The organism is Alistipes senegalensis JC50, assembly GCF_025145645.1.
GTDB classification, from domain to species: domain Bacteria; phylum Bacteroidota; class Bacteroidia; order Bacteroidales; family Rikenellaceae; genus Alistipes; species Alistipes senegalensis.
The window spans coordinates 2,012,840-2,038,193 of sequence record NZ_CP102252.1 but is presented as its reverse complement, the minus strand read 5'-3'; the positions used below and the strand labels follow the sequence as shown (position 1 = coordinate 2,038,193).

Genomic DNA, 25,354 nt, shown 5'->3' with positions numbered 1-25,354 from the left:
GAAGCGATTCTATTGATTTTCAATGTACAAATTTATGAATTTATTTATAAAATCCTTAACTTTGTCTGAAAGATAAACTGAAAGAACGAATTATGAAATATTTCGGAGCACACGTAAGCGCCTCGGGAGGTGCGGACAACGCCCCCGCCAATGCGCACGCAATAGGAGCCACGGCTTTCGCGCTCTTCACCAAGAACCAACGTCAATGGGTGGCCAAGCCTCTCTCCGCCGGAGAGATAGACGCTTTCCGCAAGGCGTGCGACACCTACGGCTATCGGCCGGAACAGATACTGCCCCACGACTCGTACCTCATCAACCTCGGACATCCCGAAAAAGAGGCGCTGGAGAAATCGCGCGCAGCGTTTCTCGACGAAATGCAGCGCTGCGAACTGCTGGGACTCGACCGTCTGAACTTCCATCCCGGCAGCCACCTGCAAAAAATCACCGAGGAGGAGAGCCTCGACCGGATCGCCGAGTCAATCAACATCGCCCTCGACAAAACCCGCGGGGTGACGGCCGTGATCGAGAACACCGCCGGGCAGGGGTCGAACCTCGGATTCCGGTTCGAACACCTCCGCTATCTGATCGACCGCGTGGAGGACAAATCGCGCGTGGGCGTCTGCATCGACACCTGCCACGCCTTCGCCGCGGGGTACGATCTGCGGACCGCCGAAGCGTGCGACGCGACGTTCGCCGAACTGGAACGTGTCGTGGGATTCGGCTATCTGAAGGGGATGCACCTGAACGACGCGATGAAGATACTGGGCAGCCGTGTTGACCGCCACATGCCGCTGGGCGAAGGGATGATCGGCATGGAGTGTTTCCGCTACATCGCCCGCGACAAACGGTTCGACGGCATTCCGCTGATTCTCGAAACCCCGGACGAAACGCGCTGGAGCGAGGAGATCGCCCGCTTAAAAGCATTCGCCGGAGAGGCATAGAAAAAAGGGAGGTTGCGAACCTCCCTTTTTCAGACCCGATCCAGACAATCCCGGATGATCGCCGCGCTTTCGCGGACCTCTTCGTCGGAGATCGTGAGCGGCGGCGAGATGCGGAACGCCGTGTCGCAGAACAGGAACCAGTCGCTCAGGATGCCTGCCTCCTTGAACAGTTCCATAATGCGATAGAGCTTCGCCGGTTCGCCCAGCTCGACGGCCAGCAGCAGTCCCGAACGGCGGATCTCCCGCACGGCGGGATGGTCGGCGAGCAGCGATTCGTACAGGGCGCCCTTCGCCTCGACGGTCGCAACCACCCCGTTGTCCAGCAGGTAGTTCAGCGCCGCCAGACCGGCCGCACAGCAGACCGGATGGCCGCCGAAGGTGGTGATATGCCCCAGCACGGGATTCTCCTGCAAGGTGCCCATAATTTCACGGCTCGAAACGAACGCCCCGAGCGGCATGCCGCCGCCGAGGGCTTTGGCCAGACAGACGATGTCGGGCGTGACGCCGTATTTGAGCATGGCGAACAGTTCGCCCGTGCGGCCCATGCCGGTCTGAATCTCGTCGAAGATCAGCAGCGCCCCCACTTCGTCGCAACGCCGGCGCAACGCCTCCAGATACCCCGGCCGGGGAGGCCGGACGCCCGCCTCGCCCTGCACGGGTTCGGCAAGCACGCAGGCCGTGCGGCGCGTGATGCGCTTCAGGTCGTCGAAATCGTTGAACGAGATGGCCTGCACGTCGGGCAGCAGGGGCCGGAACGCCCCTTTCCACTCCTCGCCCTCGGGAGCGCCCATCATGCTCATCGCCCCGTGCGTCGAACCGTGGTAGGCGCGGCGCATGGAGATCATCTCGGTACGTCCGGTATAGCGTTTGGCCAGTTTGAGAGCCCCCTCGACCGCCTCGGCGCCCGAGTTGACGAAATAGACGCTTTCGAGCGGCGCGGGCAGCAGCGACACGATCTTCGCGGCGTACTCCACCTGCGGGGTCTCGACCAGCTCGCCGTAGACCATCACGTGCATATAGCGCGCAGCCTGCTCCTGCACGGCCCGCACCACGGCGGGATTCGCGTGACCGACGTTGCTCACCGACACGCCCGCCACCAGATCGTAATAGCGTTTCCCGCCGGGGGTGTAGAAAAACGAACCCTCGGCGCGCGCGACCTCCACCAACATCGGCGACGGCGAGGTCTGGGCCACGTGGGCCAGAAATTGTTTACGCAGAATATCAGCCATTTTCTCCGAATTTTCTTGCAAGTATCGCCCCGGCGTCCTTCACGCTGGCGCGCATCCAGCCGTCGAGCACTTCGGCCTGCGCGGCGGGCGGCAGCTGCCAGCCATCGACCGAACGGCGGACACGCTCCGAAAGCATGTAGATCAGGATGGCCGCCGACGCCGAGACGTTCAGGCTCTCGACCATGCCGCACATCGGGATGCGCAGGAATTCGTCGGCCGAGGCGATCACCTCGTCGGAAATCCCCGCGTGCTCCGTGCCGAAAACCAGCGCGAAAGGCCCCCGGGCGACATCGAAAGTCTCGGGCGTCACGTCCTCGCGGTGGGGCGTGGTGGCCACGATGCGGTAACCCGCCCCGCGGAGCGCGGCGATGGCCTCCGCCGTCGAAGGGTGCTGCCGAACGTCGATCCACCGCTCGGCGCCGCGTGCGATGTCGGGATTCGGCTCGAAGGAGCACAAGGTTTCGACGGTGTGCATCTCCTGCACCCCGAACGCCTCGCAGTGGCGGATCAGCGCCGCGGCGTTCTGCCCGTGGTACATGTTCTCGGCCAGCACGGTCATGTAGCGGGTCCGCATGCCGACCGTCTTCCGCAGCACGTCGTAGCGCTCGGGCGTCATGAACTCCCGGAGGCAGGCGATGCGCTTCCCGCAGGGGTCCGACTCGGGGCCGAAATCCGGCAAAGCGTTATTTGCGGTATTTTTCATCGTCGTCGAGGATTTTCAGATAGCTTTCGTAACGCGACCACGCGATCTCACCCGCCTTGACCGCTTCGACCACCGCGCAGCCCGGTTCGTGGGTGTGCGTACAGTTGTAGAAGCGGCAGCCCGGAGCCACGCGCATCATCTCCGGGAAGTAGTGCCAGAGTTCGGCGTCGTCGATGTCCAGCAGTCCGAACCCCTTGATTCCCGGCGTGTCGATCACCGCCCCGCCTTCGGCCAGAGGGTACATCGTCGAGAAAGTCGTCGTGTGGCGGCCCTTGTGGTGGCTGTCGGAGATCTCCCCGGTGCGGATGTCCAGCGAGGGGTCGATGGTCTGAATCAGCGTCGATTTCCCGACGCCCGAGTTGCCCGACACGAGCGTCGTGCGCCCCGCCAACAGATTCCGGACCTCCTCCACGCCGCGGCCCTCCTTCGCGGAGACCTCCAGCACGCGGTAACCGGCCCCTTCGTACACCGCGCGGAACTCCGCGACGGCCTCCGCGTCCTGCAAGTCGATCTTCGAAAGCAGAATCGCAGCCGGAACCTTATAAGCCTCGCAGGTCACCAAAAAACGGTCCGCGAACTCCTTGGGCGTCTCGGGCGAACGCAGCGTCACCATCAGCAACGCCTGATCGACGTTGGCGGCGATGATGTGCGACTCCTTGGAGAGGTTCGAAGCCCGGCGGATCACGTAGTTGCGGCGCGGCACGATGTCCACGATCACGCAGTCGCCGCCGTCGGCCTCGCACACCGCCTCGTCGCCCACGACCACGGGATTGGTTGACCGCACGCCTTTCAGACGCAGTTTGCCCCGGATGCGGCAGCGCAGCATGGCGCCGTCGTGCAGCACGTCGTACCAACTGCCGGTCGCCCGGACCACGGTGGCCGTAAATCTACTCTCCATCGGACGGGGTATTTTCATCCGGCCCCGGCACCTGCCCGCCGACCCACTCCAGGAAGGGGAACACGGCCTCCGAAAGGTGCATGACCGGTTTGTAACTCTTCGATTTTTCGATCGTTTCCGGACCCGCGAGGGTGTAATCCTCGTTCAGATCGTCGAACGCCGAAAAGAGAACGCTCAGCACGAGCAAGTATTTCAGCACCGAAACCGCGACGCCCAGCAGCGTGTCGGCGATGCCGAATCCCGCGAAATGGAACAGTTTGCGCACCAGCCGCCCGGCGATCGCCACGACGAGGATGACCGCGACAAGCACCGCGACGAATCCGCCCGCGGCGGCAAAGCCGGGGTCCAGCCGCAGCCATTCGCCGGCCTGCATGCCGAACTGCGCCGCGAGCCAGATGCCCGCGACGATGCCCGCCAGGGAGCATACCTGCAAAATGAAGCCCTGACGCCACCCGTTCCAGACGGCCAGCGCCAGCACGAGGCAGACGATCAGATCAACAGCGTTCAAAAACAGCGTTCAATTTGTGTCCGTAAAGATACACATTTTACCGAAACAGCCCAAAAAAAGCATACAAAGGACGATTTGGAGACAAGTATACGTGAATATATAAATATAGGTGTCGGTCCTCAGCGTATCACGTCGCGCAGGGTAACATTCAGTGCGTTACAGATGACGCACATGGTTCTTACGGTCAGATTGGTCCTTCCCGCCTCGATACGGCTCAAGTTGGATCTTTCCATGTCGCAGCGGTATGCCAACTCCTGTACGGTCAGACTGCGTTCCTTCCTCAACTCCTTGATCCTCGTAGAGATATAGCGGATCTCGTCTTGATAATCCATTCGCATTCTAAAAATTTGAACAAAAATTTTGCTGTGCAAATTTTTATATATATATTTGCACCATGCGTATCATATATGATACCAACATCGAGCGTCGCAAATGAGTAACAAATTGAAAATTACATGCAAAACACATCTTTATTTCAATCTTTCGTACTATGAAAAACAACTTGTTCAGAAAATTTCTGGCAGTGTTTCTGACCGGAACACTGCTCGGTGCCGTCGGCTGTAAGGATTACGACGACGACATCAACGACCTGAAAGGTCAGATCGACGACCTGAAAGGCAAAATCGAGCTGAAGGCCGACGCTTCTGCCCTTCAGGCGATCACCGACAAATTGCAGAATGTCGATTTCTCGGCATTTGTCACCAACGCCCAGCTGGATACCAAACTGGCCGGCTACGTAGCGAGCAGCAAACTGGCCGAAGAGGTAAAAAAGCTCGGTTACAAAACTGAAAAAGAGATTCTGGACCTGATCGGCAACAATACGCTCGACCAGGCCGCCATCGACAAACTGATCGAGGCACAGTTCACCCTCGCCAATATCTGGACGAAGGAGGTGCAAAAAGAAGTTCAGGAGCTGATCGATACCGAAATCGGCAAAATCGACACGAGCGTAAGCGATGCCGACCTGACCGCCATCAAACAGGAGATCGTCAAAGCGATCAACGACGACAAAGAAGTCGATGGAATCCGCAAGGCCATCTCGGAAATGGTCGGTTCGGGCTTCTCCCAGTACATAGCCGAATACATCGCAGACAATCAGGCCGTATGGGCCGGTCAGGTAAGCGATGCAGCCATCGCCGCCCTCGACGCCGCCAACTCGGAGCTGAAAGCGAAGATCATCGGTCTGATTCCCGACAACGGTCCCGACTACGGCACGACCGGCAACGCCGCATACCTGAAAGCCAACGATCTGACAACCGTATTCGCCGAATACGACAAAAAGATCACGGCCATTTGGAGCGCCATCGACGACCTCGCCGGCCGCATCCAGTCGATCGTATTCGTCCCGACGGAGGTCGGAGCCGATTATGACGTAAACTTCGGCGGTTCGTACATCGCTGGCGCCAAAGCAGCCGACAACATTCCGCTGGCTTCTTCCCCCAAAGTGAAGATCGCTTTCCGCGTAGCACCCGCAGCGCTCGCCGAAACGCTCGCCGGGCAGATCAACGACGGGGAGGTCGCAGTTTCGTTCATTCCCGAAGAGGTCAAGACCCGTGCTGCCGAAGCCGCACCCGTCACCTACGAAGGCGATGTAGAGGCCGAGGAAGGCAAGCTGATCTTCACGGCCGTTGCCGACGAGGCACTCTACAAGGAGCTCGAAAAGGCCGGCAAGACCTATGCCGTGGCCCTCTGTCTCAAGCAGGAAGCCAAGAAGAACGAGGACGGCAACGGATACAAATACGTAGGCTTCGAGATCGTTTCTCCCTATATCTCGACCACGGGCGCATCGGAAGACGTCAAAGACAACTTTATCCTGGCAAAAGCCGGTGAAGAAGACAAACTCGTCGCTTACGAGAATGCAGCCGTATATCCGCTGGTATGGAACTCGACCGAGACGATAACGCTGTTGAATGACTATCAGCTCGCATACGAGGACGGCGAAGAGATCCTTTCGCTGGAAGAAGCCGCAGCCAAGTATCTGTGGGATGCAGGCGTTGCCGAAAAACTGGCATTCGCATACACCCACAAAAACGCAGCCTACACTGGTAACGCCGGTGATTTCTCCAACCAGACCCAGCTCACGGTCAATCCGGCAAAGCCGCTGGAGAAAGCCAACGCAAACAAGCCGATTACCGTCAAAAACGCTGCAAAACAGAGCGTTGACAACGTAGGCAACGTACTCGAAATTACCGATGATCTCACGATTACTTTCGATAAGAAGAGCGTCGCATGGCTCACCGGTATCAAATCGCAGGTCAAAATCATAGGCGACAAGGCCGCCGAGCTGACGGAGATCAACGGCGTGATCGACTGGAAATATGCAACCTATGCAGCTGGCAACACCTATTCGTTCACGGTTACCGTTCCGGCCGACAAGGCAATGGACTGGGAAATGTTCAATGAGTTGCCCGCATCGATCGATGCAGAGGTAGCGGAACTTCCCGAGGATAGCAAACTGGTTCTGGACGGCCAGGCCGTACCTGCCGTAACGATCGCTCCGGTCAAGATGCTGAACGCCGAATCGGCACAGCAGCTCACGGTAACCGTAACCAAGTGGCTGAACGGCAATGGCGAAGCAACCTTCACCGCCGCACCCAAGGTAGGCTCCACCGAAACGTTCGTCAACATCTCCGGTAAGGTAACCTTCAACGGACTGCCCGCATTCTCCTACGAGATAAAGAACGAGGGTGCCAAGGTAGGTGACGACTATGAGATCTCGTTCGAGAAAGTCAACGAAACGTTCTTCGACAAGCAGTATTTCGCAGACAAGGCAGCCGTAGCTACTTTCCTGAATGGCTTGACGCTGAACTATGACGGTGTAAATGTAGCCGGAAACGACAAGGCAGACCCGATCGTTCTGCCCGCTGAGGTTACGCTCGAAAACGGCGCAACGCTCAAACTCGCATTCGACGGAACGAATATCAACTGGGAAAAGCAGCCTTCGTACACCTACACCGTACCGACCGGAACGGGCAAGGGCAGCATCGTCAGCGACGACAAAGCCTTCGAGATCAAACTGACAGGTTCCTACACCCTGACCAACGAAATCTTCTCGCTCAAGGGCAACGATCTGTACCTCAAGCCCGGAGCGGCAGGCAAGAATCCGTTCATCGAGCTGAATGCCGGAGTCAAAGGAGATGCAGTCGTTCTGAACGCTATCGACCTCAAGCGCGCATACGATATGACCGCAGAGGCTGAGGCGGCAGGTGCGACAGTCGTCTACACGCTGGTAAAAGACGCTAATGACGATTACAAGACCTACGAAACCGTTTATGCGAAGGGCGACGCCTCGAAATGGCCGTCGATCTCGGGCAGCAGCATGAGCTGGCAGAACTTTATCCTGCCGTCGTGCACGGTCAAAGCCGAACTGTTCGACAAGAACGACAAACTTTGCGCTACGGAGCAGTTCGATATCACGCTGGTAGCCCCGATCGACTTCGATTCGTGGAACTTCTTCCAGGGCAGCGAGATCATTCTCCCGGCCGCAGGCAAAGAGGACGTTACGTTCGACATCGTGAATAAGGTACTCGCCATGTCGGCCGACGGCAAAGAACCCGGAGAATACAACGAGGGCGAGACGACCGTCACGGTCATGCCCGTCGCCAAGGATATTTTCGAAAACCCGATCTACGCGAAGAGCCAAGACGACTATGCACTGTCTACGCTCGCTACGGCCGCCGACGGTTACGAATTCGCGAATACGAATGGCGAAGTCGAATACAGCGACCTGAAATGGGCCAACAACCTGCCCGTCGTAGGCGTAACGTTCGACAAGGAGACCGGTGTCATCACGGCAACGGCCAGCAACGAGTCGGTAGCGGCCACGACGGCGACGATCGACGTAACTTACAAGTATCGTTTCGCTTACGAGCCTGTCAAGGACAAGACCGGCAAGGTGACGGGCTACGAGAAGAAGCCGTTCACGAAGACGATCAAGATCAGCTTCAAGAAATAACACCCGGAGTCGGTTTCCCGGGACCGACGGTTCCGGGAAACTCCTCCTCTAACTCACGCAGGGGATGACACCCAAGGAGTTGTTTTTTAGTTAACAAGTTTCACATATATCCCCTGCTTTTTGGCGGACCGAAGAGGCGCGGTCCGCCATTTTTTTGTCCCTGCCGGAACGGCGGCCGAACCGCTACCGAACACAAACGAAGCCTGTCCGACTACAATCCGATTTGATTTTACGCTCCGTTTGCATTATCTTTGATGTCGTAACGACACTTTTATCGGTCGGGGCGTTTTGCCGCACCGCATGCAATTCGGTTTTGGAGCCCCCCGTTCTTTTCACTATCTTTGTCCCGGACACTAAAAAACAGCCTGCCATGAAACGATACATAGCGATTCTCCTGCTGCTCACGGGCCTCGCCGCAACGGCCCGCGCCCGCGAGGTATTTCCGATCAACGAAGGTTGGCGATTTTTCTTCAAGTCGGAGAAAACCTCCGACAACGCCCGCCACGTCACCCTGCCCCACAGCTGGAACACCGACCCGCTGGCCCAGGGCTACTGGCTCGAAACCACGGGCAACTACCAGAACGGCATGTACATTCCCGCCGAATGGGCCTCGAAACGCCTGTTCGTGAAGTTCTACGGCGTGCAGTCGGTGGCCGACCTATTCGTCAACGGCAACTACGTCGGCACGCACCGCGGCGGCGCCACGGCATTCACCTTCGAGATCACCGACAAGGTCCGGTTCGGAACCGACAACGCCATGCTCGTGGTGGTCAGCAACAGCTACCGCGACGACGTGCTGCCCACCTCGACCGACATGAACCTCTACGGAGGCATCTACCGCGAAGCCGAACTGATTCTCACCGAACGCACGGCCATATCGCCGCTCTACCTCGGTTCGGAGGGCGTGCTCGTGCGGCAGCAGAGCGTGACGCCCGAGAAGGTCGAGGGTGAAGTCGAGGTGCACATCACCTCGAAAGGCGACAACTCCTGCATGCTGAACGTGGCAATCACGGACCCTGACGGGGTCCGCACCTACACCAAACGCCAGCGGGCAAAACTCGACGGCAAACCCGTCGTCGTACCTTTCACCATCGAGAATCCCGCGCTCTGGAGCCCCGACCGGCCGGCGCTCTACACCGTGACGGCCACGATCGGCGACGAGACCGTGACCGACAGCGTCACGGTCCGCACGGGCTTCCGCGCGATAGCCGCCAGCACGGCCGACGGGCTGACGATCAACGGCGAGCGGATTCCCGTACACGGCGTGACGCTCTACCACGACAACGCCCTTTCGGGCGGCACGCTGGCGCCGGAGGATTACGACGCCGACCTGCGGCAGATCCGCACACTCGGGGCCAACGCCCTGCGTTCGGCGGTGATACCGCATGCGCAGTACCTTTACGACCGCTGCGACGAGCAGGGCATGCTGGTCTGGGTCGACACGCCGCTGCACCGCTCGTCGTTCCTGGGCGACGTGGCCTATTACGCCATGCCGGCCTTCGAGCAGAACGGGATGGAGCAGTTGCAGGAGATCATCGCCCAGAATATCAACCACCCTTCGGTGGTGATGTGGGGCATCTTCTCGCGGCTCTGGCCCCGGGGCGACGACGTGACGCCCTACCTCAAACGGCTGAACGACGCGGCCCATGCGCTCGACCCGTCGCGTCCGACGGTGGCTTGCAGCGACCAGAACGGCGGCATCAATTTCATCACCGACCTGATCGTCTGGCGGCAGGACGTGGGCTGGCAGCGCGGCTCGACCGACGACGTGATCCTGTGGCGCAATCAGCTGCAAAAGAGCTGGTCGCACCTGCGCTCGGCGGTAAGTTACGGCGGCAGCGGATTCATCGGCCACAAGAGCTACACGGCGCAGGCCGAACCGCGCTCGAACTGGATGCCCGAAGAGAATCAGACGCGCTTCCACGAAGAGTACGCCAAAAACCTGCAAAACGATTCGCTGTTCTGGGGAATCTGGATCGACAACATGTTCGACTACGGTTCGTCGCGCCGCCCCTACGGGGTCAACGGCGCCGGGCTGGTGACGCTCAACCGCCGCGAATGCAAGGATGCGTATTACCTCTATAAAGCGATGTGGAACCGGGAGGAACCGACGCTGCACATCGTGGACAAACGGCGCCGGCTGCGCGACAACGACATGCAGGCTTTCCGCGTCTACTCGTCGGCCGGGGAGCCCGTGTTGATTGCGGGAAGCGACACGCTGGCCGTGACCGAATACGCCCCGTTCCAGTACCGGACGGATTCGGTGGCCATGCACGGGACGGTCGAGGTGAAAGCCCTGGCGGGAGAGCTGCGCGACAGCGTGACTATTCTTGTCGGCAACGTGCTAAAACCGAAACGGACGCAGGTCCTTCGGCGAACAGCAGGTCTGCAAACGACAAATTAGGAGCGAAGGGCATCCGCTCGGAAAAGACCTGGAAATAGGGCTCGGCGACGAACGCCGGGCCCTCTTTGCGTTTGGGCCGCAGGTCGAGGTCGCCCGGAGCGGCATCGACATAGGATTCGGAGAGAGCCGGCATCGGAACCTTCGCCAGCGAGCACACCGCGTCGAGGAGTTCCAGATTGTAGTCGGCCAGAAATTTCCACTCCCGGCGGTAGAAAGGTTCGAACCGCTCGGCGTAGAAGTCGAAATAGGGCGACGACTTGTAGGAGGCGACCAGCGCGCCCCAATGCTGATGCTGCCAGCGTTTGGAGTAGTCGATGCGCACGTCGCGCACCGGCTGGCGGGGACGGTTGGCATTGCGGACATGGACGGTGAGTTCCATCACCCCGTCGGCGGCCAGAATCCGGGCCCGGTTGCGCTCCGAACGCTTCACGAAGTGCTCACCGAGGTCCACGACGCAGCCGCCGCGCACGAGGTGCGTGAAATACTCCACCGAGGGGAGGTATGCGAGGGGTAAAACGGTTGACACAATTAAAAATTAAGAATTAAAATTAAAAATGCCCGTAGCGCGGAACCGGGAGGAAAACGGAATGACTTTCCTTCGCCCCCTAAAACCCGCCTCTCAGGCGGGCGCAGAACCGGACGGAGAGCGTTTCGGAGCAATCGCCCGCCCCCTGAAACCCGCCTCTCAGGCGGGCGGCTTCTCAGGCGGGCCAGTCGCCGTTCGCCCGAATCAATTCGATCAGGCGGTCGAGGGCCTCCTCCTGCGGGATGTTGCGCTCGACGACCTCGCGCCCCTTGTAGAGGGTGATGCGGCCCGGCCCGGCGCCCACGTAGCCGTAGTCGGCGTCGGCCATCTCGCCGGGGCCGTTGACGATGCAGCCCATGACGCCGATGCGCAGGTTTTTCAGATGCGACGTGCGCGCCTTGATGTCGGCGAGGGTCTTTTCGATGTCGTAGAGCGTGCGGCCGCACGAGGGGCAGGCGATGTATTCGGTATGCGAGAAGCGCACGCGCGCGGCTTGCAGGATCGTCAGCTCGACTTCGCGGACCGCATCTTCCGGGAAGCCCGGCGCGTCGATCCAGATGCCGTCGGCCAACCCGTCGAGCAGCAGGGGCCCCAGGTCCGCGGCGGCCTTCACGGCGAGGGTCTCCAACGAGGACTCTTCATAGCGGCGCTTTACGACGACCGGTTCGTCGGGGACATCGAGATTCAGGATCGCGGCGCGCAGTTCGGCCGTCGGGTTGCCCGACACGGCCTCGATCACGCGGAAGCCCTCCAGCGGCTCGGTGTGCACGACGGGCTCCGTCACCCGCGAACGGCGGCGGTATTCGGTCGGGGAATAACGCTCGGGATGCAGGACCTCGAAACGCCCCGGACGTTCGGCGAAATGCTCCGCGAGGAGCTGCGCCACGGGAATCTCGTTCTCGGGAGCTTCGGTGAGCGACACGCGGATCGTGTCGCCGATGCCGTCGGCCAGCAGCGCCCCGATGCCCACGGCGCTCTTCACGCGCCCTTCGATGCCGTTCCCGGCCTCGGTGACCCCCAGGTGGATCGGATAATGCATATCCTCGGCGTCCATCGCCTCGACCAGCAGGCGGTAGGCGGCGACCATCACGCGGGTGTTCGACGACTTCATCGAGACGACCACCTGATCGAAATCCCGGTCGCGGCACACCCGCAGGAACTCCATCGCCGAGACGACCATCCCCTGCGGCGTATCGCCCCACTCGTCGAAGACACGCCGGGCCAGCGACCCGTGGTTGACGCCGATGCGCAGGGCGACGCCCCGCTCGCGGCACTGTTCGATCAACGCCTCGAACTCGCCGTGGTCCGTGCGGTAGTTGCCGGGGTTGATGCGCACCTTATCGACGTACTTCGCGGCGACGGCCGCGACCTCGGGGACGAAATGGATGTCAGCGACCACGACCGTCGAAAATCCGTCGGCACGCAGCTGCCGGACGATGTTTCCGAGGTTCTCGCCCTCGCGGCGGCCCTGCGCCGTCAGGCGCACGATATGCCCCCCGGCACGGTCGATGCGTTCGATCTGCGCCACGCTGGCCGCGGTGTCGTTGGTGTCGGTATTGGTCATCGACTGCACGGCGACGGGGTGTTTCCCGCCGATCGTAACCCCGCCGATGCGCACTTCGCACGCCGGGCGGCGCCTGAATTCCGAAAGATTCATCTGTTTTCCGATTTGCATGCAAAGATAGCAAGGATTTGGCGAACCGCGAAAAAAACGCTATATTTCGAGAAACCAAAATGTCGGCGTCATGAAAGAGAAACTGCTGCTGGCAGCCGCATCGCTGCTCGGGTTCGCAACGGCCTGCGAAAACAAAAGAACGGTCGACATGTACGGCACCCCGTACTTCGACTACAAGGTCAAGGGCAAAGTGACCGACAAGGAGGGCGCCCCCGTCAAGGGCATCGAGGTCGGCAGCCAGGACGCCGGTCCCGTAACGTCGGGAAGCGACGGCTCCTACGAGCTTTCGGGCAGGGAGTGGTCCTTCCGCCAAACGACGCTGACCTTCACCGACATCGACGGACCGGAAAACGGCGGCGAATTTACCGAAAAGAAAGTGACCGTGGAATTTACCGAAGCCGACCGCACGGGGAAGGGCAAGGGTTGGTACGAAGGCACCTTCTCCCGCTCGGGCGTCGATGCGGCGCTCGAAAAGAAGGAATAAGCGCCCGCAGCGCCTTCCGGAACAGAAAATACGCCCCGGCAGAGCCTGATCGGGTTTGCATTGCGTCCGACTTTTCGTATATTCACAGAATACAGGTTGCGTCTCGGCAATGCTCAAACAAGTTTGGCATTGCACTCGACTTTCACTATATTTGCCCCGGTGGATATACTCGACAACGATATCAAATTCGTAGCGGGCGTCGGTGAAGCCCGGGCCAAACTCCTCGAACGGGAGCTGGGAATCCGCACGCTGGGCGACATGCTCAGCCACTATCCGTTCCGTTACATCGACCGCACGCGCGTCTACCGCATTTCGGAGATCACCGATGCGGCGGGACTCTCCTACGTCCAGTTCCGGGCCCGCGTGACGGGCGTGGCCTATGCCGGCACGGGGCGCAAACGCCGCTTCACGGCCTTCGTTCAGGACCCCACGGGATCGGCCGAACTGGTGTGGTTCCAGGGCGTCAAGTGGATCGAGAAACGGATCGAGGTCGGCCGCGAATACCTCGTCTTCGGGCGTCCGTCGTTCTACCGCGGCGAGCTGTCGATGGCGCATCCCGAGCTGGAAACTATGGAACAGGCACTTTCGCGCAAGGCCGAGAGCGGCATGCAGGGCATTTACCCCTCGACCGAGAAGCTCGGCAACGTGCTGGGCGCGAAGGGCATGTATCAGATCATCTGCAATGCCTGGGCGCTGGCCAAAGACCGCATCGCGGACCCGATGCCCGAGGCCGTCCGCGCCAAATACGGGCTGATCCCGCTCCGCGAAGCCATCTACAACGTCCATTTCCCCCAGTCGCAGGAGCTGCTGCGGCAGGCCCAGTATCGCCTGAAGTTCGACGAACTGCTGGGCGTGCAGCTCAACATCCAGCAGCGGCGCACCGAACGCCTCGCCAAGAGCAACGGGTTCCTCTTCCCGAAGGTCGGAGGCGTATTCAACACCTTCTACAACGAAAAACTCCCCTTCCCGCTGACCGGAGCCCAGAAACGGGTCATCAAGGAGATCCGGCAGGACACCGTGACGGGATTCCAGATGAACCGCCTGCTGCAAGGCGATGTCGGCAGCGGCAAGACCCTCGTGGCGCTGATGACGATGCTGCTGGCCGTGGACAACGGCTACCAGGCCTGCATGATGGCTCCGACCGAGATACTCGCCCGTCAGCACTTCGCCACGATCTGCCGGATGCTCGAAGGGATGGATGTGAAAACCGCGATCCTGACCGGCGCGTCGAAAGCCAAAGAGCGCCGGACGGCCCTCGAAGGCATCGCCTCGGGCGAGGTGGACATCCTGATCGGCACCCATGCGCTGATCGAGGACCGCGTGCGGTTCGCCAACCTGGGATTCGTCGTCATCGACGAACAGCACCGCTTCGGCGTGGAGCAGCGCGCGCGGCTCTGGACCAAGAACGAACAGCCGCCCCACATCCTCGTGATGACCGCCACGCCGATCCCCCGCACGCTGGCCATGACCATGTACGGCGACCTCGACGTGTCGGTGATCGACGAACTGCCCCCGGGGCGCCGTCCGATCAAAACGTTCCACTACACGGACGCCGCACGGCTGAAACTCTTCGGGTTCATGCGGAAGGAGATCGCCAAGGGCCGGCAGATCTACGTCGTCTACCCGCTCATCAAGGAGTCCGAGGCGATGGACTACAAGGACCTCACGGACGGCTACGAAGCCATCTCGCGGGATTTTCCGCTGCCGCAGTACGTCACGGCGATCTGCCACGGCAAGATGAAGCCCGCCGACAAGGAGGAGTCGATGCGCCAGTTCAAGTCGGGCGAGGCCCAGATCCTCGTGGCGACATCGGTGATCGAGGTGGGCGTCGATGTGCCCAACGCCACGGTCATGGTCATCGAATCGGCCGAACGCTTCGGGCTCTCGCAGCTCCACCAGCTGCGCGGGCGCGTGGGCCGCGGCGGCGAACAGTCCTACTGCATCCTGATGTCGGGCGAGAAGCTCTCGCGCGAATCGCGGGCGCGGCTCGATGCGATGTGCGAAACCAACGACGGCTTCCGGCTCGCGGAACTCGACCTCAAACTGCGGGGCTCGGGCGACATCAACGGCACGATGCAGAGCGGCATGGCATTTGATCTGAAAATCGCCAGTCCGACGGCCGACGTGCAGATACTCACCGTCTCGCGCGAGGCCGCGGCCGGGATTCTCGCTGCGGACCCCGCGCTGGCACATCCTGCCAACCGGGGGCTCGAAGCCCTGAGACGGCGCTACTCGGGCCGCGAAGAGATTGATTTTTCACGTATTTCGTAATATGGAACACCCAACGAACGTTATCCAATCACAAACCGTCAACACAACCCTGTCTTATCTCGTAAAATTCCACCGATGAAACGTTTCCTGACCCTCATACTCCTGCTCGCCGCAGCCTCGCCCCTCGCCGCGCAGCTCTACCATCCGGGCGAACAGCTCTTCTACCGCGTGAGCTACAAGGCCAAGATGTTCCCCAACACGGAGGTCGGCGCCGTGGAGGTCAAGACCTCCGAAGAGAACGCCGACGGCCAGACCCGCTACAAGGTCGAAGGCATCGGCCGCACGCTGCCCACCTACCGATGGTTCTTCAACCTCGAAGACATTTACACGGTGTGGATCGACACCGCCTCGCTGCGCCCCGTGCGCTTCGAGAGCGACATCCGCGAGGGCGACTACACCTTCCAGAGCTATTACACCTACGTCTGGCCCGACTCGACCATCCACACCCGCTGGCGCAGCCGCAAGAATCCCTTCAACGAAAAGCAGATGCGCCTCACGCAGGAGAGCATGGACCCCATCGCGCTGTTCTTCAGCCTGCGTTCGGCCACGGCCGAGGATTTCCGCGTCGGAGAGCCCGCCACCCTGCAAATGGTCCTGCAAGACACCATCCGCCACCTGCACTACCGCTATCTGGGGCGCGAGAACAAGAAGATCCGCAACATGGGACGCTTCCGGACGCTGAAATTCGAATGTCAGCTGGGAACCACCGAGGGATATTCGTTCACCGACGGCACGATCTTCACGATCTGGATCTCCGACGACGAGAACAAAATCCCGCTCTACATCGAATCGCCGGTCAAGGTCGGCAGCATCAACGCCTACATTTCGGGCTACAAGGGGCTCAAATATCCGGTGTCGAGCCTGATGAAATAATTTTTTTCGTATATTAGCGGAACGAAAGCGAAGAAAAGCAACTCAACTTTTATGGAAAACAGACAGGGATACGACCCTTCGGAATTCGAAGACGACGATTACATGAACCCGCAGCCCGATGCCGGGAAGTCGATCCGCGGCTACCGCATCGTCATCATCATCCTTTCGGTGATCCTGGTGGCGATCTCGGTGCTCTATTTCAGCATCCACCGCCAACAGATGCTCGACAACGAACTGTTGCAGGCCGACCGCGATTCGATCCAGAACGACCTGGGACGCCTGATGACCGACTACGACGAACTGCAAATCTCGAACGACTCGATCTCCGCCGGGCTGAACTTCGAACGCGAACGCGCCGATTCGCTGATGACGCGCCTCAAGAAGGAGCGTTCGTGGAACCTCGCCAAGATCAAACAGTACGAGAAGGAGGTCGGCACGCTGCGCTCCATCATGAAGGGCTACGTGAAGCAGATCGACTCGCTCAACACGCTCAACAAACAGCTCATCAAGGAGAACGTCGGATTCCGCAAGGAGATATCGTCGGCCAGACTGCGCGCCGACATGGCCGAGGAGAAGGCCGCCGAACTGGACAACAAGGTCAAGGTGGGTTCGGTACTCCGCGCCCGCGACATCCGCCTTGCGGCCCTCAACGACCGGAGCAAACCCGTATCGAGGGTCAAGAGCGCCTCGCGCCTGCGCGTGGACTTCGTGCTCGCGGCCAACGAACTGGCCACGCCGGGCAACAGGGCCGTCTACGTGCGCATCACCTCGCCCGACGGCTATGTGCTGACCACCGAGGCGATGCCGACCTTCGAATTCGAGGGCGAACGGCTGAGCTACTCCGCCATGCGTGAGATCGACTACCAGAATCAGGACCTCGAAGTGGGCATCTATTACAACTCGACCGGATTCGCGGCCGGAACCTACCAGATCCAGCTTTACAGCGACGGCCGTCTGATCGGCCAGACGCAGGTGGTGATGAAATAGCCCCACAGCGACAGGCGCAAAAAAGGGAGGCTTTCCGCGGAAAGCCTCCCTTTCTTATCGTCCGCCCGATCAGCGGATGCCGTGTTTCTTCAGAACTTTCAGCAGCTCGGGTTGCAGGTTCTGCGCCCAGCGCCAGTAACCCAGGTCCGAGGGGTGCGTGCCGTCGGCCGAGGTGACGTGATCGGTGCCCGTAAGACCGGCCTTGTCGATGAAATAGACGTTCTTGAAGCGTTTCACCGCCTCGGCCATCTGCTGCCGGGCCATCGCCTGCTTGGCGGCCTCGAATTCGTCGCTCTCACGGTCGAAGTTGCGGCTCTCGCGGTAGATCGTCTGCACGAAGATCAGCGGCGTCTCGGGCAGGGACTCCCGGATTCGCGCGATGAAGGGGATCAGCCGCTCGGCGATCATCTCGGCTCCGGGATTCGAGAAGGCGTCGAAGACCATCGCATCGGCATCCTTCACGTCGGCGAGGTAGTCGGCGAAATAGGGCTGGAGCTTGCAGTTGCCGCTGCAAGCGATGCTGCAAAAGTAAAGCCCCGTGTTGCGGGCGATCTGCATCGGGTAGCTCATGCCCGAACGGCTGGTGCTGACGCCGTGCGTGAAGCTCGAACCGAAGATCACGATCTTGTGGCGGAAGGGATTTTCCATCGGCACGATCTTCGCGTCCGCATCCACGCCTACCTGCAACGAAGTCAGCTCGTTGTAGTTGGGCAGGTAGAGCAGGCACTCCTTCTCGGAGCCGTCCATCCCCTTGATCAGCGTGAACGCCTCGCCGCGTTTGCGGGGAGCGCGCGAGGAGGCGTACACCCACTCGCCGCCCTTGCGGATGTAGAGGTCGAAGCCCTCCGAAGCCACCCGCGGGGTGCTGGAACCGTTATAGACGAACGAGGTGTACTCGGGCAAGAGGTCGATACGCGAAGAATTGGTCTTGAAGACCAGCGCCAGACCCGCAGAACAGCGCACCTGCTGGTTCTCGGACTTGGTGAAGCCCTTGTAGACGACCGTGTCGATCCGGTGGTAGGGCTGCGACGTAGGCTGGGCCTTGCCGATCAGATTCAGGGTAGTGGCATCGACGAACCGCACCTGCGCGGCCGCCGCCCAGACCGTCAGCAATGCGACGGAGAGTAAAAAAAGACGTTTCATCGTTTAGAAATTCAGGTTTGTCGGTTAATCTATTCGAAAAAAAGGGCGAAGTCCTCGAACCTCGCCCTTGCGGGAACGGCCGTAGGGCCTATTTCGCAGCTTCCTGCCAGATCAGCGCCGAAGCGCCGAGGATGGCGGCGTTCTTGCCCTGAATACCGCTCGGAAGCAGTTTCACCTTGTTCTTGAAGACGAAGAGCATGTTCTCCTCCATGTACCACTGCGTCGGGTCGAAGAGCAGTTTGCCGGCCTTCGAAAGACCGCCGAAGAGGAAGATCGCCTCGGGCGAAGTCACCGTCACCACGTCGGCCAGCGCGCGGCCCAGCATCTCGCCCGTGAAGCGGAACGCCTCCAAAGCGATGGGGTCGCCCTGCTCGGCGGCCGCCGAGATCATCGAGGCGTCGAAATCCTCGAACGCAATGCCCCGCAGCTTGCTGGGAGCATTCATCTTGGCCATCAGCTCGAACGCCGTGCGCTTGATACCCGTCGCCGAAACGTAGGTCTCCAGGCAGCCCTTGCGTCCGCAGCCGCACTCGCGGCCGTCGCGCTCGACGATCACGTGGCCGAACTCCCCGGCGAAGCCGTCGTGGCCGTAGATCATCTCGCCGTTGGCGACGAACCCCGAACCGAGCCCCGTGCCGAGGGTGATCATGACAAAGTCCCTCATGCCCTTGGCATTGCCGTAGATCATTTCGCCGATCGTGGCGGCGTTGGCGTCGTTGGTGATGATCGTCTTCGCGCCGTCGAAGTGCTTCGAGATGTCGGCCGCCAGCGGGAAAATGCGGCGCGACTCGTCGGGATCGGGCTCGTCGGGCCTGAATTTCCAGAGGTTCGCCGGATTCTCGATCGTACCTTTGTGATAATTGGCGTTGGGAGCGCCGATGCCGATGCCGGCCAGTTCGTATTCGAACGAAAGGCTCTGGGCCATTGCGCGCATGGCGTCGCAAAGCTCCTCGACATAAGCCGGATAGTCGTCCACATGGGGATATTTGCGGGTCGAAATGACCGATTCGGCATAGAGGTCGCCGTTCTCGTCAACGAGACCGAACGCGGTGTTGATGCCGCCGATGTCCACACCGATAGCGAGTTTTTTCATATCGGGATTCAAATTAAAGTTGAGTTTTATCTTGTCAAAGTTAATTCAAAATTCGGCTACTCCAAACTTTTTTCCTACTTTTGGGACATATTCAGGTCGAAAAACACTACCCGGATCATGCAAAGCAACGAACAGATACTTTCCGCCATCGAGAATTACCTCGCCCAGGCCGACTTCCCGGCCGAACCCGAACTGTTGTACGCGCCCATCGGCTATTCGCTGGCCGGAGGCGGCAAACGCCTGCGGCCGATGCTGCTGATGCTCGCCCACGGCATCTTCTCCGACGACATGCAGCAGGCGCTGCCCGCGGCCGCGGCGGTCGAGGTGTTCCACAACTTCACGCTGCTGCACGACGACATCATGGACAACGCCGCCGTGCGGCGCGGCAAACCCTCGGTCTATGCCAAATGGGGCCAGAACGTGGCCATCCTCTCGGGCGACGCCATGCTGATCTACGCCTACCGCCTGCTGAGCACCGTTCCGGCGAAACAGCTGCCGCAGGTGCTGGCGACGTTCAACGACATGGCCCTCGAAGTGTGCGAGGGGCAGCAGTACGACATGGATTTCGAGCAGAAGGCCAAGGTCTCGGTCGTGGAGTACATGCACATGATCGAGTTGAAGACCTCGGTGCTGCTGGCCGGAGCCGTGGCGATCGGCGCCATGCTGGGCGGTGCCTCCGAGGAGGACTGCCGCAAACTGCGCCGCTTCGCCGTCGAACTGGGGCTCGCCTTCCAGTTGCAGGACGACCTGCTGGACAGCTACGGCGACGAGCGGCTGGGCAAGGCCATCGGGGGCGACATCCTCGAAGGGAAGAAAACCTACCTGATGGTCACGGCCATGAGCCGCGCGGACGAAGCCACGCGCGAAATACTGCGCACGGCCTGCCGCGATCCGAAGCTCGGCAACGCCGAGAAGATCGCCGCCGTGAAGGCCGTTTACGACCGGCTGGAGGTGCCGCGGCTCACGGAGCAGCAGATTTCGCTGCGCTTCGAACGGGCGCTGTCGATCCTCGACACCCTCTCGGTGGAACCCGCACGGACCAAGCGGATGCGCGACTACGCCGCGAGCCTGATGGGACGCAAAAACTGAGCGATGAAAAACCTCCTCGCCATACTCCTGCTGTTTTCGGCGCTCTCCGCCGCAGGGCAGGCACGGCCGGAGATCACCCTCGACCTGATCCGGCAAAAGGATCTTTCGATGCTCTGGACCGGACCGCTGCCGGAGATCGACCGCTTGGATACGACCTCGCTCCCGTGGGTCGATCGGCCCGAACCGCTCGGATATATCGGCAAGGATTTCCGGCGGTTCCGGATACATATCGCCGCCATCCGCCGATCGGGAACCGATCCGCTGACATACGTTCTGAGCGGCGCGACGCTCGCCAAAGGCAACGTCTGCGATTTCGAAGGGGAGCTGCACATAGACTCCCTCGTCACCTACCTCTCACCGGGCGAATTCGACGAATGGGGCGGGATTTACGGAGGATGGCGCCTGAAAGGGCATTACACCCTGCGCGAAGACCCCGAACAGCCGGGCGCGGGGGTGTTCGAAGGCACCCACACCCTCGACATCGCGGTCGATCGGGCCGGCAACATCTATTACGACACGCTGATGCTGGTCGCCGACGGATACCGCAACAACCAGTGGCAGGGAACCTGGCGCAGCTACAAAACCGGTGCGGCGAAGGTGTGCAACTGGGGCGACTGGCGGATTCCCGAAAGCGGCGGACTGGACACCGGAGCCGGGGAGTTCATCCCGGCCGACGAATACCTCGGCAACGGCTGGCAAAGCTACCGCGACCAGTTCGACCGGGACGAATCGGTCCGTGCGAAGGCCCTTCGGGAAGAGCGCCCGGGCTGGTGGCTCTGTTACTATTGAAAACGATGAAACGTTCGGATATCGAAATAATGGCTCCCGTCGGGAGCTACGAATCGCTCGCGGCCGCCATTCAGGCCGGAGCCGACGCCGTCTACTTCGGGGTCGGGAAACTCAACATGCGCTCGGCCTCGGCGGCCAACTTCACGCTCGACGACCTTTCGAAAATCGTCGCCACGGCCCGCAGAGCCGGCGTGAAAAGCTACCTGACGGTCAACACCGTCGTCTACGAGGACGAGATCGCCGAGGTGCACGCCGTGATCGACCGGGCCAAGGCCGCCGGCGTCGATGCCGTGATCGCCTCGGACCTGGCGGCGATCCTCTACGCCCGGCGGATCGGGCAGGAGGTGCACATCTCCACCCAGTGCAACGTCTCGAACTCCGAGGCGGTGCGGTTCTTCGCCCAATGGGCCGACACGGTGGTCCTGGCGCGCGAACTGACGCTGGAGCAGGTGGCCGAAATACACCGGAAGATCGCCGGGGAGGAGATCCGCGGTCCGCGGGGCGAGCTGGTTCAGATCGAGATGTTCGCCCACGGCGCCCTGTGCATGTCCGTTTCGGGCAAGTGCTACCTCTCGCTCTACGAAACGAACTGCTCGGCCAACCGCGGCGCGTGCCGCCAGCTGTGCCGCCGCAAATACACCGTCACGGACAAGGAGACCGGCGCGCAGCTCGACATCGACGGACGCTACGTCCTCTCGCCCAAGGATCTCTGCACGGTCGATTTCCTCGACAAGATGATCGCGGCGGGGGTCCGGGTCCTGAAAATCGAGGGACGCGCCCGCGGTGCGGAGTACGTCAGGCGCGTGGTCGGGTGTTACGACGAGGCGCTCCGGGCCCTCGAAGCCGGAAGCTACACCCCGGCGCTGGCCGCAGAGCTGAAAGAGCGGCTCCGGACGGTCTTCAACCGTGGGTTCTGGGAGGGCTACTACGCCGGACGGCCCGTCGTGGAGCACAGCCCGGCCTACGGATCGTCGGCCACGCAGCGCAAAGTCTACGTGGGCAAGGTGGTGAACTTCTACAAAAAGCTCTCGGTGGCCGAAGTGCTGGTCGAGGCGGCGCCCCTGAGCGTCGGGGAACCGATCTTCTTCCTCGGGGCCACCACCGGCGTCGCCGAGCAGACGCTCGAAGAGCTGCACGGCCCCGACGGCTCGCCCGCCGATTCCGTCGCGCAGGGCGAACTCTGCGCCATCCGCACCCCCGGCGTGATCCGCCGCGGCGACCAGCTCTACAAATTCGTTCCGGCGGACAAGGTCTGAAACCCGGCGGGAATTCGCCGGACCGCATGCAATTCGGCTTTGCTTCCGTCCGGCTTTTTCGTACCTTTGGGGGCCGTAACGGCCTTTTTAATTATGTCGAAAAGTTCTGCTGCACCACATATCTCCCGCCATCCCGCAGACGGACTGCCGATGCCCCGGCGGCTCGGAGCCATTCTGGCCGTCGCCTTCGGCGTCTCGCTCTCGGTCATCGACGGAACCATCGCCAACGTCGCCCTGCCCACCATCGGGCAGAAACTGGGCATCTCGTCGGCCGACTCGATCTGGATCGTCAACGCCTACCAGCTCGCCATCATGGTCTCGCTGCTGTCGTTCTCGGCGCTGGGCGACGTGGTGGGTTACCGCAAGGTCTACATCGGCGGACTGATGCTCTTCACCGTGGCGTCGGTGGGATGCTCCCTCTCGGGGTCGCTCCAGAGCCTCGTGCTGGCCCGCGTCATGCAGGGCTTCGGCGCCGCGGCCATCACCTCGGTCAACACCACGCTGATCCGCTTCATCTACCCCAAGGCCCGGCTGGGACGCGGCATGGGCATCAACGCCACGGTCGTCGCCGTGTCGTCGGTGGCCGGGCCCACGCTCGCCGCAGGCATCCTCTCGGTGGCCGACTGGCCGTGGCTCTTCGCCGTCAACATCCCGATGGGGCTTATCGCCCTGTCGCTCAGCCGGCGGTTCCTGCCCGAGAATCCCGTGCGGGTGCGCGAACACCGCTTCGACTGGCGCGACGCCGTGATGAACGCCCTGACGTTCGGACTGCTGATGGCCTCGGTCGAGGGATTCTCCCACGGGCTCGACCCGCGGCTGCTGTCGCTGGGCGTCGCGGCACTCATCGTCGTGGGGTTCTTCTTCATCCGCAGCCAGCTGCGCGAACCCTACCCGATCCTGCCGTTCGACCTGCTGCGCATCCCGATCTTCTCGGTGTCGGTCGCCACGTCGATCTGCTCGTTTCTGGGACAGATGCTCGCTATGGTGGCGCTGCCCTTCTACCTCCAGGAGGTCTGCGGCTACGACGACGTGGCGACGGGACTGCTGCTGACGGCCTGGCCCGCCGTGATCATGGTCGTGGCCCCGGCGGCGGGGATGCTCGTCGAGCGTGTCCACGCCGGCATACTCGGCGGCACGGGCCTCGCGGCGATGGCCGCGGGGCTGTTCCTGCTGGCGTTCCTCCCGGAACATCCGACCGATTTCGACATCATCTGGCGGCTGGTGCTCTGCGGCGCGGGATTCGGGCTCTTCCAGTCGCCCAACAACAGCATCCTGATCGCCTCGGCGCCGCCCGAGCGGAGCGGTTCGGCCAGCGGCATGCTCGCCACGGCGCGCCTCATCGGACAGACCACGGGCGCGGCGCTGATGGCCCTGCTGTTCCACATCGTCCCCGGCCACAGCACCCACACGGCGCTGCTGCTGGCGGGCGGCTTCGCCGTGACAGGCGCCGTCGTCAGCCTCGCCCGCATCTCGCTGCCCCTGCCCGAAGGGCTCACCCGAAGAAAACGACCATGAAACACCTTATCCCGATACTGCTCCTGCTCGCTCCGCTCCTTGCCGGAGCCCAGGAATCCGACACCGCGGAGTTCATCCGCCCGCCCTACCTGCACCGCGGCGACACCGTGGGCATCGTCTCTCCGGCGGGCAAACTGCCGCTGAATACCGACACAGCGAAGATCCGCGAACGCTTCGCGTCGTGGGGTCTGCACGTAAAATTCGGCGTCCACTGCGCCGACCGAGAACAGCCCTACTTCGCCGGGACCGACGAAGAACGCGCCGCCGATTTGCAGGCGATGATCGACGATCCGTCGGTCAAAGCCGTGATCGCCTGCCGCGGGGGTTACGGCTCGGTGCGCCTGCTGCCGCTCGCAGACCTCGCGCGGCTGCGCGAAGAGCCGAAATGGGTGGTCGGATTCAGCGACATCACCATGCTCCACCTCGCCCTGCGGAAGCTCCGCATCGAGAGCATCCACGGCCCGATGCCCTCGGGGTTCCGCTTCGACGGGGAGGAGGACCCCTCGGCCGAATCGCTGCGGCAGGCGCTGTTCGGCGAGACGGAGTGCATTGAGGTCGAACCCCATCCCCTCAACCAGCCCGGAATGGCCTCGGGACGCCTGGCCGGGGGCAACCTGACGGTGATCCGCTCGGCGGACGGCACCCCCGAGGAGCTGACGGCGGAGGAACCGACGGTGCTGCTGATCGAGGAGGTCGGGGAGTTCGTCTACCGCATCGACCGGATCATGCAGAGCCTCGCACGCAGCGGCAAGCTCGAAAACCTCCGGGCGGTGGTCGTCGGCCACTTCTCGGAGATGCTGGGCATGGAGAAATTCGGCGTGGCGGACGCCTGCGCGATCATTTCGTCCTACACGCGGCCGCTGGGGATTCCCGTCGTCTTCGGATTCCCCGCGGGGCATGAAGATCCCAATCTGGCGGTCTATCTGGGACGCCGGGTGACGGTCAGCGTCGATGAAGAGGGCGCCCGCATGGAATTTGCCCCCGCGGATTGACGGATTCCGAAATTTTCCCTATA

General features: G+C 61.5%; 21 protein-coding genes. 12 read left to right on the top strand and 9 right to left on the bottom strand.

What is annotated here, in order from left to right; translation table 11 throughout:
• Positions 1-92: 92 nt before the first annotated feature.
• On the top strand, positions 93-941 hold the full coding sequence (gene nfo, locus NQ519_RS07950; RefSeq protein WP_019151694.1) for a deoxyribonuclease IV: 849 nt from the start codon (positions 93-95) through the stop codon (positions 939-941).
• A gap of 29 nt (positions 942-970) precedes the next feature.
• On the opposite strand, the gene NQ519_RS07945 is transcribed toward nfo, so the two are convergent.
• The 5 genes from NQ519_RS07945 to NQ519_RS07925 form a co-directional block, all read right to left on the bottom strand.
• Positions 971-2,170, bottom strand: a complete 1,200-nt coding sequence (locus NQ519_RS07945) for an aspartate aminotransferase family protein (protein WP_019151695.1) — start codon at positions 2,168-2,170, stop codon at positions 971-973.
• Positions 2,163-2,873 carry a TrmH family RNA methyltransferase gene (locus NQ519_RS07940; RefSeq protein WP_026076716.1) on the bottom strand — a complete coding sequence of 237 codons (711 nt, stop codon included), beginning with the start codon at positions 2,871-2,873 and terminating at the stop codon, positions 2,163-2,165. Before NQ519_RS07940 ends, NQ519_RS07945 begins: the two co-directional genes overlap by 8 nt.
• A complete protein-coding gene (gene rsgA, locus NQ519_RS07935) occupies positions 2,854-3,771 on the bottom strand; it encodes a ribosome small subunit-dependent GTPase A (RefSeq protein WP_026076717.1) in 918 nt (305 codons plus the stop codon). The genes NQ519_RS07940 and rsgA overlap by 20 nt, the downstream gene beginning before the upstream one ends.
• Positions 3,761-4,279: a CvpA family protein gene (locus tag NQ519_RS07930; protein WP_019151698.1), complete on the bottom strand. Its 519-nt coding sequence runs from the start codon at positions 4,277-4,279 to the stop codon at positions 3,761-3,763. The genes rsgA and NQ519_RS07930 overlap by 11 nt, the downstream gene beginning before the upstream one ends.
• 119 nt (positions 4,280-4,398) lie before the next feature.
• A complete protein-coding gene (locus NQ519_RS07925; protein ID WP_026076718.1) occupies positions 4,399-4,611 on the bottom strand; it encodes a helix-turn-helix domain-containing protein in 213 nt (70 codons plus the stop codon).
• Positions 4,612-4,769: 158 nt separating this feature from the next.
• On the opposite strand from NQ519_RS07925, the gene NQ519_RS07920 reads away from it, so the two are divergent.
• Both NQ519_RS07920 and NQ519_RS07915 read left to right on the top strand, forming a co-directional pair.
• Positions 4,770-8,234, top strand: a complete 3,465-nt coding sequence (locus NQ519_RS07920) for a hypothetical protein (RefSeq protein WP_019151700.1) — start codon at positions 4,770-4,772, stop codon at positions 8,232-8,234.
• Positions 8,235-8,604: 370 nt separating this feature from the next.
• Positions 8,605-10,638, top strand: a complete 2,034-nt coding sequence (locus NQ519_RS07915) for a glycoside hydrolase family 2 protein (RefSeq protein WP_019151701.1) — start codon at positions 8,605-8,607, stop codon at positions 10,636-10,638.
• Here NQ519_RS07915 and NQ519_RS07910 read toward each other — a convergent pair.
• Together NQ519_RS07910 and ispG are read right to left on the bottom strand one after the other, a co-directional pair.
• Positions 10,559-11,164 (bottom strand): WbqC family protein, encoded by a 606-nt coding sequence (locus NQ519_RS07910; protein WP_227901147.1) that lies wholly within the window; start codon positions 11,162-11,164, stop codon positions 10,559-10,561. The genes NQ519_RS07915 and NQ519_RS07910 overlap by 80 nt on opposite strands.
• Before the next feature lie 175 nt (positions 11,165-11,339).
• Positions 11,340-12,821, bottom strand: a complete 1,482-nt coding sequence (gene ispG, locus NQ519_RS07905) for a (E)-4-hydroxy-3-methylbut-2-enyl-diphosphate synthase (RefSeq protein WP_026076719.1) — start codon at positions 12,819-12,821, stop codon at positions 11,340-11,342.
• An 88-nt stretch (positions 12,822-12,909) separates the two neighbouring features.
• Between ispG and NQ519_RS07900 the strand changes: the two genes are divergently transcribed.
• The 4 genes from NQ519_RS07900 (at position 12,910) to NQ519_RS07885 (ending at position 17,454) form a co-directional block, all read left to right on the top strand.
• Positions 12,910-13,323 (top strand): radical SAM-associated putative lipoprotein, encoded by a 414-nt coding sequence (locus tag NQ519_RS07900; RefSeq protein ID WP_019151704.1) that lies wholly within the window; start codon positions 12,910-12,912, stop codon positions 13,321-13,323.
• A 159-nt stretch (positions 13,324-13,482) separates the two neighbouring features.
• Complete coding sequence (gene recG, locus NQ519_RS07895) at positions 13,483-15,594, top strand: ATP-dependent DNA helicase RecG (protein ID WP_019151705.1); 2,112 nt, start codon at positions 13,483-13,485, stop codon at positions 15,592-15,594.
• Positions 15,595-15,669: 75 nt separating this feature from the next.
• Positions 15,670-16,467 carry a DUF3108 domain-containing protein gene (locus tag NQ519_RS07890; RefSeq protein ID WP_019151706.1) on the top strand — a complete coding sequence of 266 codons (798 nt, stop codon included), beginning with the start codon at positions 15,670-15,672 and terminating at the stop codon, positions 16,465-16,467.
• Between the two features lie 51 nt (positions 16,468-16,518).
• Positions 16,519-17,454, top strand: coding sequence for a hypothetical protein (locus NQ519_RS07885; protein WP_019151707.1), 936 nt, complete (start codon positions 16,519-16,521; stop codon positions 17,452-17,454).
• A gap of 69 nt (positions 17,455-17,523) precedes the next feature.
• On the opposite strand, the gene NQ519_RS07880 is transcribed toward NQ519_RS07885, so the two are convergent.
• Both NQ519_RS07880 and NQ519_RS07875 read right to left on the bottom strand, forming a co-directional pair.
• The gene (locus NQ519_RS07880; protein ID WP_026076720.1) at positions 17,524-18,597 is read right to left on the bottom strand and encodes an SGNH/GDSL hydrolase family protein; all 1,074 of its coding nucleotides are present in this window, start codon (positions 18,595-18,597) and stop codon (positions 17,524-17,526) included.
• A gap of 88 nt (positions 18,598-18,685) precedes the next feature.
• Positions 18,686-19,690 (bottom strand): ROK family protein, encoded by a 1,005-nt coding sequence (locus NQ519_RS07875; protein ID WP_026076721.1) that lies wholly within the window; start codon positions 19,688-19,690, stop codon positions 18,686-18,688.
• Positions 19,691-19,807: 117 nt separating this feature from the next.
• On the opposite strand from NQ519_RS07875, the gene NQ519_RS07870 reads away from it, so the two are divergent.
• The 5 genes from NQ519_RS07870 (at position 19,808) to NQ519_RS07850 (ending at position 25,331) form a co-directional block, all read left to right on the top strand.
• Entirely contained in the window at positions 19,808-20,779 is a 972-nt protein-coding gene (locus NQ519_RS07870) for a polyprenyl synthetase family protein (protein ID WP_019151710.1), read from the top strand.
• A 3-nt stretch (positions 20,780-20,782) separates the two neighbouring features.
• Positions 20,783-21,568: a hypothetical protein gene (locus NQ519_RS07865; protein WP_019151711.1), complete on the top strand. Its 786-nt coding sequence runs from the start codon at positions 20,783-20,785 to the stop codon at positions 21,566-21,568.
• Positions 21,569-21,573: 5 nt separating this feature from the next.
• A complete protein-coding gene (locus NQ519_RS07860; protein ID WP_026076722.1) occupies positions 21,574-22,824 on the top strand; it encodes a peptidase U32 family protein in 1,251 nt (416 codons plus the stop codon).
• A 150-nt stretch (positions 22,825-22,974) separates the two neighbouring features.
• Positions 22,975-24,339, top strand: coding sequence for an MFS transporter (locus NQ519_RS07855; protein ID WP_019151713.1), 1,365 nt, complete (start codon positions 22,975-22,977; stop codon positions 24,337-24,339).
• Entirely contained in the window at positions 24,336-25,331 is a 996-nt protein-coding gene (locus tag NQ519_RS07850; protein WP_019151714.1) for a S66 peptidase family protein, read from the top strand. The genes NQ519_RS07855 and NQ519_RS07850 overlap by 4 nt, the downstream gene beginning before the upstream one ends.
• The last annotated feature ends 23 nt before the right edge of the window (positions 25,332-25,354 follow it).

Bases quoted from the DNA above. Each gene is read 5' to 3' on its own strand.
- NQ519_RS07875 (WP_026076721.1), bottom strand. From the start codon at position 19,690: ATGAAAAAACTCGCTATCGGTGTGGACATCGGCGGCATCAACACCGCG.
- NQ519_RS07920 (WP_019151700.1), top strand. From the start codon at position 4,770: ATGAAAAACAACTTGTTCAGAAAATTTCTGGCAGTGTTTCTGACCGGA.
- NQ519_RS07940 (WP_026076716.1), bottom strand. From the start codon at position 2,873: ATGAAAAATACCGCAAATAACGCTTTGCCGGATTTCGGCCCCGAGTCG.
- NQ519_RS07860 (WP_026076722.1), top strand. From the start codon at position 21,574: ATGAAACGTTCGGATATCGAAATAATGGCTCCCGTCGGGAGCTACGAA.
- NQ519_RS07850 (WP_019151714.1), top strand. From the start codon at position 24,336: ATGAAACACCTTATCCCGATACTGCTCCTGCTCGCTCCGCTCCTTGCC.
- NQ519_RS07880 (WP_026076720.1), bottom strand. From the start codon at position 18,597: ATGAAACGTCTTTTTTTACTCTCCGTCGCATTGCTGACGGTCTGGGCG.
- NQ519_RS07855 (WP_019151713.1), top strand. From the start codon at position 22,975: ATGCCCCGGCGGCTCGGAGCCATTCTGGCCGTCGCCTTCGGCGTCTCG.
- NQ519_RS07945 (WP_019151695.1), bottom strand. From the start codon at position 2,170: ATGGCTGATATTCTGCGTAAACAATTTCTGGCCCACGTGGCCCAGACC.
- NQ519_RS07900 (WP_019151704.1), top strand. From the start codon at position 12,910: ATGAAAGAGAAACTGCTGCTGGCAGCCGCATCGCTGCTCGGGTTCGCA.
- NQ519_RS07925 (WP_026076718.1), bottom strand. From the start codon at position 4,611: ATGGATTATCAAGACGAGATCCGCTATATCTCTACGAGGATCAAGGAG.
- nfo (WP_019151694.1), top strand. From the start codon at position 93: ATGAAATATTTCGGAGCACACGTAAGCGCCTCGGGAGGTGCGGACAAC.
- rsgA (WP_026076717.1), bottom strand. From the start codon at position 3,771: ATGGAGAGTAGATTTACGGCCACCGTGGTCCGGGCGACCGGCAGTTGG.
- NQ519_RS07915 (WP_019151701.1), top strand. From the start codon at position 8,605: ATGAAACGATACATAGCGATTCTCCTGCTGCTCACGGGCCTCGCCGCA.
- NQ519_RS07865 (WP_019151711.1), top strand. From the start codon at position 20,783: ATGAAAAACCTCCTCGCCATACTCCTGCTGTTTTCGGCGCTCTCCGCC.
- NQ519_RS07890 (WP_019151706.1), top strand. From the start codon at position 15,670: ATGAAACGTTTCCTGACCCTCATACTCCTGCTCGCCGCAGCCTCGCCC.
- NQ519_RS07870 (WP_019151710.1), top strand. From the start codon at position 19,808: ATGCAAAGCAACGAACAGATACTTTCCGCCATCGAGAATTACCTCGCC.
- ispG (WP_026076719.1), bottom strand. From the start codon at position 12,821: ATGAATCTTTCGGAATTCAGGCGCCGCCCGGCGTGCGAAGTGCGCATC.
- NQ519_RS07885 (WP_019151707.1), top strand. From the start codon at position 16,519: ATGGAAAACAGACAGGGATACGACCCTTCGGAATTCGAAGACGACGAT.